This is a genomic window from Romboutsia sp. CE17, assembly GCF_012317385.1.
Taxonomy (GTDB): domain Bacteria; phylum Bacillota; class Clostridia; order Peptostreptococcales; family Peptostreptococcaceae; genus Romboutsia_E.
Map to the genome: position 1 here is coordinate 2,708,811 of NZ_CP051144.1, position 13,704 is coordinate 2,722,514.

The 13,704-nt window shown below is 26.1% G+C and carries 11 protein-coding genes; 1 reads left to right on the top strand and 10 read right to left on the bottom strand.

Annotated elements, in window-relative coordinates:
• Positions 1-21: 21 nt before the first annotated feature.
• On the top strand, positions 22-1,041 hold the full coding sequence (locus tag HF520_RS12965) for an IS6 family transposase (protein WP_168574392.1): 1,020 nt from the start codon (positions 22-24) through the stop codon (positions 1,039-1,041).
• Positions 1,042-2,516: 1,475 nt separating this feature from the next.
• On the opposite strand, the gene HF520_RS12970 is transcribed toward HF520_RS12965, so the two are convergent.
• The 10 genes from HF520_RS12970 to HF520_RS13010 form a co-directional block, all read right to left on the bottom strand.
• Entirely contained in the window at positions 2,517-3,143 is a 627-nt protein-coding gene (locus tag HF520_RS12970) for an ABC transporter ATP-binding protein (protein ID WP_168574393.1), read from the bottom strand.
• Entirely contained in the window at positions 3,140-5,266 is a 2,127-nt protein-coding gene (locus tag HF520_RS12975) for a DUF1430 domain-containing protein (RefSeq protein WP_168574394.1), read from the bottom strand. The genes HF520_RS12970 and HF520_RS12975 overlap by 4 nt, the downstream gene beginning before the upstream one ends.
• A gap of 31 nt (positions 5,267-5,297) precedes the next feature.
• On the bottom strand, positions 5,298-5,711 hold the full coding sequence (locus HF520_RS12980) for a hypothetical protein (protein WP_168574395.1): 414 nt from the start codon (positions 5,709-5,711) through the stop codon (positions 5,298-5,300).
• A 270-nt stretch (positions 5,712-5,981) separates the two neighbouring features.
• Entirely contained in the window at positions 5,982-6,221 is a 240-nt protein-coding gene (locus HF520_RS15440; protein ID WP_200820157.1) for a YcxB family protein, read from the bottom strand.
• A 15-nt stretch (positions 6,222-6,236) separates the two neighbouring features.
• Positions 6,237-6,515, bottom strand: a complete 279-nt coding sequence (locus tag HF520_RS15175; protein ID WP_049039694.1) for a hypothetical protein — start codon at positions 6,513-6,515, stop codon at positions 6,237-6,239.
• 190 nt (positions 6,516-6,705) lie between these two features.
• Positions 6,706-8,664, bottom strand: coding sequence for a tetracycline resistance ribosomal protection protein TetB(P) (tetB(P), locus tag HF520_RS12990; protein ID WP_006440995.1), 1,959 nt, complete (start codon positions 8,662-8,664; stop codon positions 6,706-6,708).
• A complete protein-coding gene (gene tetA(P) / locus HF520_RS12995) occupies positions 8,648-9,910 on the bottom strand; it encodes a tetracycline efflux MFS transporter TetA(P) (protein ID WP_006440994.1) in 1,263 nt (420 codons plus the stop codon). The genes tetB(P) and tetA(P) overlap by 17 nt, the downstream gene beginning before the upstream one ends.
• A gap of 888 nt (positions 9,911-10,798) precedes the next feature.
• Positions 10,799-11,278 (bottom strand): 23S rRNA (pseudouridine(1915)-N(3))-methyltransferase RlmH, encoded by a 480-nt coding sequence (gene rlmH, locus HF520_RS13000; protein WP_168574396.1) that lies wholly within the window; start codon positions 11,276-11,278, stop codon positions 10,799-10,801.
• 17 nt (positions 11,279-11,295) lie between these two features.
• A complete protein-coding gene (locus HF520_RS13005) occupies positions 11,296-12,093 on the bottom strand; it encodes an MBL fold metallo-hydrolase (protein WP_168574397.1) in 798 nt (265 codons plus the stop codon).
• A gap of 86 nt (positions 12,094-12,179) precedes the next feature.
• Positions 12,180-13,646 (bottom strand): M1 family metallopeptidase, encoded by a 1,467-nt coding sequence (locus tag HF520_RS13010; protein ID WP_168574398.1) that lies wholly within the window; start codon positions 13,644-13,646, stop codon positions 12,180-12,182.
• Between the last annotated feature and the right edge of the window lie 58 nt (positions 13,647-13,704).

Sequence of the window (13,704 nt, forward strand, 5' to 3'; positions counted from 1 at the left end):
TAATGAAAGGAGTCGAGAAAATTGAAACCTACGGTTAAATGCCCTGAATGTTATAACACAAATTTGTATAAGTTTGGTAAGGATAAGAACTCCAATCAAAAGTACTTATGCAAGAAATGTCGTAGACAATTTACTTTACAATCAATCAATAATTATTCGCTTGGATATCCTAAATGTCCTGTGTGTGGAAAAGGTATGTACCTTCACCATAAATACAAATATCATGTTAGTTTTAAATGTAATAACAGAAAGTATAATCATACTATTAAACAACTTATACCTATAGCTATAGATGATCCATCTTCTGAAAAACTAAATGGTAAAACTGTATTTTCTGGACATAGATTTAGTTTAAATACAATAATTATGACTATTAACTTATACTACTCACTTAATGCTACAACAAGGGCTATTTCAACATATTTATTAGATTACATGAATATTAGAGTATCTCATGTAACAATCTCCAAATGGATTAAGAAGTTTGATAAATACTTCAAATCCATAAGCGATGAGCTTACTACTAACCTATACTTAGGTGATTCTGATGAATGGTATGCTGATGAGACTGTTGTAAAAATTAACGGCAAAAAGCACTATCTTTGGATTTGTATAGATTCTGAAACAAGATTTATTACATCTTGGAACCTAAATCAATCTCGTGAAGTAGTATGTGCATTTTCTCTATTTAAGCAAGCTAAAACCTTTGGTAGTCCTAAATCAATTGTAACAGATGGTCTACCTTCATATAGAGAGCCTGTTAAAAATACCTTTGAAAGCTCTACTAATATTGTTGTTAAAGATTTTAGTGATGATATATCGAATAATTTAATCGAATCTTTTAACAAAACATTTAAATCTTGGTACAAGAAAACCAAAGGATTTAAGTCATATGAAAGTGCCAATAGCCTTATCAGTAACTTTATTTTTTATTACAACTTTATTAAAAATCATTCATCACTTAATAATTTAACACCTGCTCAAGTTTGCGGTATTAATTATACTCATCAAGAAAAAGTTAATTGGTTCATCAAATATTAATTGCATTTGTAGCCTAAAAATTTTATAATTTCGTTAGGCTTGTTTGCTATGCTTATTTTTAGAAAACCAAATATAATATAACCTATCGGTTTATTAATCTCTTCGAGAACCATTCTCATCATATCTAATTAACAGAACCTTTTAAAACTATTAATTTATATGAACATTGCTATTTCCAATCCAAGGAAATCGAATATGTTTAGAAATATTATAATATACCTCATATTGGAAAGTTATGTCAACGAACAATACTAATATAAAATACCCACTATGTCACTTTGATAAACTATATAATATTTAAATTTGATTAAATAATTTGATACTAAGTAAAATACTCAATCTTATACAATTTTGAATAAGTTAGGCATTTTATGAAAGTCAAATTATTTTTTTTATATAGCTTTACTAAATAAAAAATTCTTACCCTTATATTTAATACAGGTAAGAATTCTAATAAGCTATAATTATTCATTCATAATTTTAGTGAAAATCTCATTTACTTGTGATACGTTCTGCTCATCATATTATAGCGTTCTTCTTGTCCTATTTTTTTTAATCAATTTAAATACTTCTAAGTATTTTTCTATCTTACATATATCGATGGGCATTCAAAAGTCGTCTCCTATAAAATAGGATCCCTCATTTATCCAATAAATTAAAAATCTTACAAACTAATTTATCATTACGTACATTTTTTATTTGTATTTGAACTTTTATTACAACCAGTTAATACAATTATAAGTATTCATTTTGCTAATAATATATATTATAATTTATTCAATTAAATCATCATTTCAAGTTTTATTATTAATATCCTAATAAGAAAATATTTTGTAAAAAGATTTTAATTTGCAAAGAATTTATTTCATAATAAAAATGCTGCAAATTATAATCATTGTGAGTAATCAAACAACTAGCTTTAAAATTTGAATTCAAGATCTAGTAAAAAAATACTACACGAATTTCAATTACTAAAATATATTCTTATATAGAGTTCATAATTTTTTATTGAATCCTATTTTTACTAAATTTTATAATTTAAATTTTTATTTCTTTAAATACTTTTCTTAGTTCATTTTTCTCATTTATAAAAAATAAACTAAGTTACTGAAATAACTTAGTTTATTAAAAATTTGTATCTGACCTCTATTCTTATTAAAATAACTGTTGGAGTAAATCATTATTAAAAAAAGAATATTGATAATAGAGTAAATAAACCAAAACATAGCAAGTATGAATGTATATTACATATACTCATATAAGATTGTCATTTTTTTGAGGGTATTTTATATATTTACATTAAAATATTTATTATTCTTTCAAAAATCACCTTTAAATAAGTTAATCCGTAACTATTTATAATAAATATTGTTGTTAAACAAATAAATATTATAAATATAAAAAAAATTTTTTTATTTATTTTCATATTTATATTCCTTATTATTAAGCATTTTTCTTTAATTTATATTTTTAGATTATAAATCGTTTAGATTAATAACTCGATCTGCTGAATCAGAAACCTCTTTATCATGTGTAACACAAATTATTGTTTTGCCAGACTTTTTTATATCTTTAAGAATATCTATAACTTCTTTTTTATTTTTAGCATCTAGATTTCCAGTAGGCTCATCTGCTAAAACAAGTTCATACGGTTTTAATATCATTCTTGCTATAGAGACTCTTTGTTGTTCTCCTCCACTTAAATAGCATACTTTTTTATTCAAATAACTACTATCAAGTCTAACTTTAATAAGTGCATCATTGATATCTTTATTAGAAACTTTTTTATTATATTTTTTAGAAATATTAATATTTTCCTTAACAGTTTCATCTTGAATTAATAGAAAATCTTGAAAAATATAACCAAAAAAATTTCTTCTAAGTTCTAGTATATCTTTTCTAGAAAAACTTGTTTTACCATATAAATTTAATTCTCCACTATCTGGTTTATCTAATAATCCTATTATATTTAATAAGGTAGTCTTTCCTGTGCCACTTTCACCTGTTATACAGACAAATTCATTTTTTTTTATAGATAATGATATATTTGATAAAACTACTCTTTTATCAAAACTTTTATTAATGTTTTTTAATTCTATCATTTTAACTCACCTTTAATCAACTCAATCTCTCCTTTATAAATTAAAGCTTGATTTACAAATTTAGTAATAATAAAATCTATACATAGCATAGCAATACTAATCATAATTGTTATAATGGATATTTTTTTATAGACAATAGACATAAATAAAAATACCAAAATGTACATATATAAATTTGATAAAAGTAAATCTCTATAAATACTTATAAAGTTATATCCATACAAACTCCTTATCGCTATTTTTGAAATATAAGATTTATAATAAACATATGTTATGACTACAGTTAATGTAGTTAATATTAAAAATATAACTATAATGTTTAATATTAATCTATTTACTTCATCCTCTATTTCAATAATTTTTTCTCCTTTTCTATCATATACTGATGAGATTGAATTTAATTCAGTAGTATTATATTTTTGTGTAATATTCTTAACTTCTTCTAATGCAGTGTATTCATTTTCTGCTTCTAAAAACATAAATACTCCTAAAGTTGATGCTAAAACTGAATTATCTATATTTTCAGTATATACAGTAACCAACGGATCTTTGATACAGTTACGATAATCTCCACTATAACTATCATATGTAAAGTATGATTGGTTATTTTCTATGTAAATTAAGTTTACTCTTAAATCGTCAATTTCCTTTGTACTTAACTCTTTATTTCTCACTTCTTTATACATGTTAGGTATATGAACCCTTTGGAAATAAAACCATTCTCTATATGATTCTTTTATAGTATCTTCATATTTTTTAAATTTTTGTGGTACTAGTACATTTAAAACATCCTCGTTATTATCTATCTTATCAAGAACATTTTTTTTATCATAATAAGTTTTTATCGAGTTTCTTTTTAAATAATTTTTATCTACCATTATATTTCTACCATAAGGTGAATATAAATCATTCTCATTTTTTACATTCATTTTATAATTATAATCTAAATCTTCATCTTTATTATTTATAATTGGTGAACGTTCAAAGTTAAGTGATTCAATTATGAATACTTTATTCAATTTACTTAAATCTCTATAAACGTTCAATATTTTTTCATTAAACTCATCTTCTAGTGCTAAATCTTCATATGCAGGAGAATACATTCCAGACATAATATAAAGGTTTTCAGTATTTTTCCACAAACTTAAACTCTCATTGTTTATATTAAGTGTCCTTATCTCAGTAGATAAATTTTTAAATGATAAAATTACTACTAATAATAAACAAAACTTTGATAAATTTGCAATTAACCTTATATTTGAAAGTCTCTTTTTTTCATTCTTGCTATTTAAATTAATAAAACATAGTGAAAATAAAATAATTGAAATAAAAAATATAATACACACCATAATTAAATTTAATAAAAACATTATTGGTATAAGTTCTAATAATATGTTTGTTAAATTACATAAGTACGTACTTCCAATCATAATTAAATTGCATAATAATGCAGTTATAAATAATGTTTTATAAAAGATTTTATTTATAACACAATATATTTTTATTTTTGGATATCCCCACAATTCATAAACTAAATATTTCTTTTTATTATTTAGATAATGAAAGAGAATTATAAAAAGAAAAGTAAATAGAAATAATGGAAATATCGATAAAAAACCAGTATCCATATACTTTAACAACTTTTTAAATAAAATATCAATTCCTTCATACTCTTCTTCTAAATCATCATAAAGTTGACCATATTCACTAAAGTCTTTTGAAAATTCACTGATAATATTTTTATCCTTAGTATTAAGGTAAAATAAATTTTTAAATCCAACGTTATAAATCTCATCAAAATTATGTACTTTTATCTCTTTATCAAATAGAAGGTTAGGTATAAGTAATATTTCATTATAATCATCTTTTGTAGTAGAGTATATATCTATTTTATTGTTACTCAAAAAACTATATTGAGATATCTCTACATCATTCTTTTGAGAAAAATGTATAATTTTATTCAAGAATTGTTGGTCTAAATTACTATTCTCATCAAAATGAAATATAACTCTTGTTTTGTCAAATAATAAATTACTAATTAAAGTTTTATTAATATGTATAAAATAAAATATATTCATCAATACAGTCAAAATAATGATTACTATTACTGACTTCTTTTTCAAATAACTAACCTCCTTTTTAATTTATTTATACTTATTTAGTAGCTCCAAAAACTCTATTCCCGAATGCTGTTTGGGAAACCCAAGGTGAAACAGCTGTTATACCTTTAGATACCCATTTACTTCTTTTTGGCTCGGCACTAGTAGAGTTCTTTGCTGAAGATCTATGTTCTTTTGTACTATGATAATAATTACCTTTAAATTCACGTCCATCTTTCCATGTAGTCCAAAGTTTTCCTCCTGCAACATCAACTTTGTCTCCATCTATAGTTGATCTGGTATTTTGATTAATCATTGAAAAAGCTTCATTTTGCATAATTGGATTATATACCTCCATCCCAATACCTTCTTCTGAAACAATTAATGAAGAATCAGCAAAAGCTGATGTAGGTGTAACTAATAATGCTGTTGCTAAACTTAAAAACACAAATTTTTTCATTACTTTCATAAAATAAAACCTCCATACTAAAATTATTAAATTTTATAAATTTATTATAAATTAACATTTTTTCCAAAATTTGTAAATAGTTATTGCTAACCAGTCATTAACTGTAGCTACCTGGTAATAAACATAAAGAATTACTAGAATTTCATCTTACAGATTAATTATTTTTGCATAAAAATAGGTAGTCAATTTAATTACTTAACTAGCTATTACTAAAACCTCGCTCCGTTACTTATGATACGGTTCTCCGTTACACCTCCAAAGGAGCACGTTTTACTTTAATTGTTCTAAAGCCTTACATTTTTTAAGCTCTTTCATAAGTTCTTTCTCTATTTCTTTATCTAAATATCTCCTTGGAATTATATGAGCTACAAATCCACTTATATATATAAGGATCATATCTTCGTAAACTTTTACATCTTTTATACTTTCTAACGATACTGTTTCTGATATAGAATCCCCTTTTACTACTATTGTCCCATCAATAATTTCTAAAGTCTTACTTCCAAATATTGATGAATTATCTCCTTAACTTATGAGTTTATCAGTTTCTTTAGCTACTAATTTTTTGTATTGCTTAGGATATGTTAAAATCCAAATGACTAAAAAAACTATCGCTACTATAATCCAATATATATTCGGTTGATTAAATATCCCCGTTCCTGTAAAGTAGATTGGTATAGAAAGTACTATGGGTACAGCATATCTAAGTATGTTAAATGTACTTTTCTGTGATTTCGAGTTTTCTAAATGATGTAAATTGAAGCTTATATAGTCATCTTTTGTTATTTTAAAGTCGATTTTCATTTGTGCGTCCCCTTATTATTAAAAACTTTATTTACATTATATTACAAATTTCAAGCACTTACAATTAAGCATAGTAACATGAAAAAAGGAAGGGTCTTCATCTTCTTCAGACGACCCTTCCTTTACTTTTAGGCTTTGAATGTCTTATATTTAAATCCTACATATAAAAATTTAACTTATCTATTTAAATTTAATCTCTAATTGCGTTTAGTTTATGAAGCAAATACTCTTTTTTATTCAATGGATCATACGTTGTTTTTTTGCGTGCTTTTGAAAATTCAGCTGAAGCTTCCTTATACCCATAAAATTTTGTCACAAACATTCCTCTACCTTCTGTATATGAAGCTATTTTCATTTTATATTCTTTTGAATTTTCTACTGGAATTAATCCCTTTATTGAGAATTCATCCCCTATAACAATAGGATTATCAAAGGTTGCCCTCATAGTTTCTAAATCCCATACCGCTTTGCTTAAAGCATTTTGAGGAATCTTTAACTCAAACTCATGTAATGGCTCTAATAAAACAGTTTGTGCTTTATATAATGCTTCCATGAATACCATAGGTGTCACATTTCTAAAATCTGCTGGAGTGCTGGCTGGACTAAAAAATTCACCACAGCTAAGAGTGACTTTTACATCTGTAACCTCCCATCCAAATAATCCTTGTTTACTTGTCTTAATAACTGCTTCTTCAATTGCATTTTGAAAAGATTTTGGCAATGACCCTACTGAAACATTAGAAATATACCTAAGACCTTCGCCTCTCCCTGCTGGTTCTATTTCTAAGCCTACTGTCGCCCAAAATGGATTTAAGTCTTCCTGCATATGCATTATTGACGCTCCAAAACCTTTAGGTGTTTCCTTATAGATAGTCTCAATATTCGAAAACTCTACTTTTATTCCATATAAATCATCTAACATGGAACTTAGTATTTCCATTTGAACTTCACCGAATAAGTTGACATAAATTTCTTTATCTATGTCATTCATCTCTAATTCTAGTAGTGGATCTTCCTCTGCAAGTAATGTTAATGCTTTAAATAGCTCTGGATTTTTTTCTTTATCAATTGCAGAAATTGTTGTTTTTAATGCTGGTTTAGCTATAGATATATTTTTAATTTTATCATTTGAAATTCCAATAACATCTCCCACTTGGAAACTTGTAAGTCCATATAAAATACCTATATCCCCTGCTTCTATCCTCTGTGCTTCAACAACTCCCCCATTTTCTAACCTATTAATTTTCTTTACTTTTTCTGCTATCTCCTTATTAGGTACTTGAATTTTATCTCTTACAGATATTTTTCCTCCAAATAATCTTACATAAACCTTCTTTTCATTTTTACTTGTTCTTTCGATTTTAAATACTACTCCAGATAAATCACTTTCACAATCATCACCTGCAAATGGAAAATAACTACAAATTCCATCTAATAAGTCTTCAACTCCAAGTCCAATTGCTGCCGCACCACAAAATACTGGATATAGACTTCCTTCACTTGCATATAATGAAAGCTTTTCTTGTATTTCTTCTTTATCAGGTTCTATTCCACCAATATATCTTTCTAAAAATGCTTCGTCTAAGTCTGATAAAACATCAATAGCATCATCATTTATCATGCATGTATCAAATAGTTTTTTTATATAAACAGCTTTGCTTCCTACATCATATACTTCTTGTAATCTAACTACTTTATTGGACATATTCTTCTTTATATCTTCAAATACTTTATTGAAATTTGCCCCAATTCTATCTAGCTTATTTACAAAAATTATTGTTGGAATGTTTAACTCCTTTAATGTCTCAAATAATATTCTTGTTTGTGACTGAATACCCTCTACTCCTGATATAACTAGTATCGCTCCATCTAAAACACTTAATGAACGTTCAACTTCCGAAATAAAATCCACATGTCCTGGAGTATCAACAATATTAACCTTGACATTATTCCAATTAAAAGATATGGTTGATGATTTAATGGTAATCCCTCTCTTACGCTCAAGCTCCATAGAATCCGTCTGTGTATTGCCTAAATCAACTCTTCCAACTGATTTTATAGCTCCACTATAATATAATAAGTTTTCTGTTATAGTTGTTTTTCCTGCATCCACGTGTGCTACGATTCCTATATTAATTATTTTCTTCATAATCAATACCTCCAACTCTATCAACCACCTTTTTATCCATTATCATAGCAACAATATATAACACTAATACCGGTGTTACTAATAACGAAGTACATGCTATACCCATACTCACTGAAATATTTGTAGCTATGATTCCTATAATTGGTCCACCTAAAATTTGACCTAAGGAATTTATTTGTCCATTTATAGAAAGTACAGTAGATCTGGCCTTGTCATCTATATGTCCATTAAGCCATGCACTAAATATAGGTTCATTTATAGTTCTAAAGGTACTTGTCGCTAAATAAGCTATTAGCATTAAGTTAAATCTTTTTGTAATAGCAAATATGAACATAAATGATATATAAAATATATTTATACATAATAACAGCTTTCCATTTTTATTCTTATCATCATCCTTAAGCTTCTTTTCCATAAAATGCATTACTATAGCACTCAATATCATTCCTGCAATTCCAAAAATTCCGAACCAAGTCACTGGTTTAAGGTTTCCAAGTTTAGGAAGCATAGTATCTTGTAAAAAATGCATATTAGAAAGTCTATCATAACCTTCACTGGATAATCCATAAAATAAAGTTACTGAAAGCAAAATTATAATTATAGGTTTATTTTTTATAAATTTAAGACCAGATTTAAAGGTATATCCCATCTTTTTAAAAGTATTTAAATCCTCTGGAGCAGATGATTTAAAATTATTTTCTGGCATATATAACCATAAAAATAATGCAAGAATTATAAATAAGACTCCACTAACTATAATAGGTAGTCTTACAGATAAATTAGCTATTACAGTGCTTAGTACTATTCCAATAACCGATCCTATCTGTCCTGCTTGTGCTCCCTTTATATAAATTTTATCCAAATCTTTATCTTTCTCTTCTTCCGCAATCCAAGCTTCAACAGATCCACTAATAAAAGTAGAACCTAATCCCCATACAATCTGTGCTACAAGTACGAAAACGAAACTAGAAATAGAACCTTCTAAAATAAATCCCACTCCTGTTAAAACTACACCAATAACAATAGATAGTTTACGACTGTACACATCTGCAACTATTCCTGTAGGAATTTCAAATATAAAGCATGCTACTTCTAAAGTAGTTCCAACAAGTATAAGCTGAAGTGGATTTAAATGCACCGTTTCAATGTGATACACTATCATAACTGTAGCTACTAGTGAAAAACACATTGCTGTAATAGCTGAAAATAATAAATAAGTTTTATATGCTGAAAGTTTATTAACCATTAATAATCACCATCCTAGTATTTTTAAAAAAATTTATTTGTTTTTCATAATCTTCATATTTAAATATATAAATCATCAAAATAATCTCCTTAAATAAAAAAAGCTGTAAGTGAACATAATTCACTTACAGCCTCATAATTATATAACCTAAATATAAACATGAAATATACAACTTTAATTTATATAACTTATGATTAAGCTATGCAAATTAAAGTCTTATATCATATCTATAAATATAGTAAAAATAGGCATAAAAATACCGTGTTTAGAACACAGTTTTCCTATTCTTCAAATAAAGATGTAATATGCTCATTATAATACTGATTATTTTTAGAGTACACAAATAGACATGGTAATATCAATATTATTAATAATTGTTTCTACCACAAATAAACCTTGAGTTATCCAAGATTTTTTTCATATACTTTTTAAAATAATCCTTATTCAGTTAGTTTAGTTAAAAACTACCTCTTTGCGCATATTTACATCTCCTTTACATTTATATTTTTCATGTTTATATTTTAGTATAATTACATTATATATAAACTTTTATTTTTTTTCAATACTTTTATATTCATATTTATCCAAATTCAATTGAAACTTTATTACTTCAAATAACTTATATACACAAAAGAATAACTACTAACTTTAACCTAAATCTGAAATGAATATAAAAAATATATTTGTGGAATGTTTTACAATTTCTTTCAATACTATAGATTAGAAAAAACAAATTCTAATTTGCTGAAATAGGTGAAAAACGAAGAACCTATGAATAAAACTACAATAACCTACAAAAATTCAAATTTTAGATTTTTGTGAGTTTCATTGCAGAATTAAAGCAGACCTACCTTTCATTTATATATCCAATTTTGGTAAAGTTCGCACTTACTTGTGATACGGTTCACCATTATTTATTCTATAAGCTCTATATACTTGTTCTAATAATATTAACCTCATTAGCTGATGTGGAAAAGTCATCTTAGAAAAAGATAACTTATAATCAGCTCTACTTAATACTTCATCAGATAATCCTAAAGATCCACCAATTACAAAAGTAATATGACTACTACCTCTAATAGCAAGCTTGCTCATAGTATCTGCCAACTCTTCAGAAGATAAGTTTTTTCCATCAATAGCTAAAGCTATGACATAGCTATTACTCTTAATTTTGCTAAGAATTTTTTTACCTTCTTTATCTTTTATCATAAGCATTTCTTTATCACTTAAATTTTCTGGAGCCTTTTCATCATCTAGCTCTACTATATCAAGCTTACAATATTTAGATAATCTTTTTTTAAATTCATCTATACCTAACTTTAAATATTTTTCTTTAATTTTTCCGACACAAACTATGTTTATATTCATATATATCTCCTTAACCTTTACAGAAGTTTATAAACATCTGAAACTTCATCTCTTGATAATACATCTAGTTTTATATCTTGTCCCACAATAATATTATTTTGAGCTAATATTCCTTTTGATGTTTCATATGCTAACTCTGGAAAGTTATTTTCTTTACTTAAATGAGCTAATAATATACGCTCCGTTCCTTGTTTTACAAGTTCTACACAAAATCTTCCTGCATCTTCATTTGATAAATGTCCTTCTTCTGACATTACTCTTCTTTTTAGGGAATATGGATAGCTTCCCATCATTAACATATTAGGATCGTAATTTGATTCTAGCACTACCAACTTAGATTTATATAGGTGTTTTCTTATATTCTCAGTTATTTTACCTATATCAGTTGCTATAGATATCTTTTCATTAGTCCCAGCATAAAAATTATATCCAACAGCATCTTCCGAATCATGCGGAATTGAAAATGGTCTTATTATTATGTCTCCTAATGAGTATGTTTTGTCATTTTCAAATACCTTCATATTGCTGTCTTTTATATCTCCAAGTTTATCTTTCATAGAACACCAAGTTTTAATATTTGCAAATATAGGAATATCAAACTTTCTAGATATTATTCCTGCACCTTTTATATGATCTGAATGTTCATGTGTTATAAATATGCCTTTTATTTTTTCTATATCAACTTCTATATCTTTTAATCCCGTAGTTATTCTTTTTCCACTAAGGCCTGCATCAACTAATATATTAGTATCTTTATATCCTATATAATGACAATTTCCACTACTTCCACTTCCTATCGAACAATATTTTAGCATTCCGCCACCTCTTCTTTTTAATATCATAGATTATATTATACCAAAAAAATAGACCATTAAAAAATTTTTAATGGTCTATTTCAAATCTATTTATACTCACTTATTATTTTGTCTATGTCTATACCTTTTTCTTTCCATATTTCAACGAATTTAGCACTATTTACATTGTCATACATATACTTATTGTAGTATTCTTTCAATGTACTAAAAAATACATCATCTCCTACTTTATTTCTTATTTCATTAAAAACTACAGCTCCTTTAGTATATACATTCAAGCTATAATCAATTGAATCCCTGTATTGAGTAGTTGCTTTAAATATATTATGACTCAAGTAATTCTTACTCTGAACTTCCATAGTATCCATTAGTTTTTCTCCTATATCTTTTCCATATTTTTTCTCAAAATATAGTACCGTAGAATATTCTGTAAGCGCCTCATCTAACCAAGGTTCACTTATTTCATCATTCCCTATAACAGAGTACCACCACTGATGAGCTGTTTCATGAGCTATAATATATTCTAATAAAAACTTTTTCTTTTCATTGTAAAGTGTTTTATCTATCATAACTAAATTAGGGTATTCCATACCACCAATATAAAAATCACTAGCAACTACTGAATATGTGTCATATGGATAATCACCAAATAAATCACTGAATATCTTAATTGAATCTTTTGCTACCTCTGTCGCATATTCTGAAAAATCACTATCTAAATTATATGTACTTATTAATACTCCCTTAAAGTAGTCTGTATATATATCAAATTCATCACTTAATATAAAAGCAAAATCTCTTACATTTTTAGCTTCTATTTCATAAAATATTTTTTCACTATCATGTTTTTCATTAATTATTTTTCCTGTAGAGCCCACATCATATTTTCTAGGAATTAATATTTTTACATTAAAATCACTAGTATCACTATAAAATGGGTCTCCTACAGATTCATAACTTTTTAAATTCCATCCTCTATCATCATATACACAAGCAATAGGGAACCAATTAGTCACATTTATAGTACTATCTCCATATCCAAATCTACCTAAACAGTTTGGTATTTTTATAGTATATTTCAAATCTATAGATATTTTTTCCTTATCCTTTAAGGCTTTTCCAAGATTAATCTCTAAAATATCATTTTTATCACCGTCTATACTATAACTTAGTTTTTCACTGTTATTAAGTATGTTTTTAATATCAATATAACCCTCATTAAATCCATTTGGATATGCTTCATTCATTTCACTTTTTTCAAATGGTGCATACTCCCTTTTTGAAAAAGCATTAGGATATATATGTAAATATATTTTATCTATATCTTTGCCTGTTTTATTTACATAAACTAAGTTTTGATTACACATCATCCTTTTACTTTCATCATCAAATATTACATCTATTGTGTATTGATTGCTTTCCTCTTTAGGAATATTTAAAGTTTCTTTATCATTACTATATTTAAATAAATATACTCCACCCCCTAAAAATATTAATAGACATAGTGCTACTAACATTCTTTTTCTTATTTTTTGCGTAAATTTTATAACCAAATTATCCCCTCCTAATTTACATGAATAATTTGAAAAAATATTTACAAGATAAATTTGT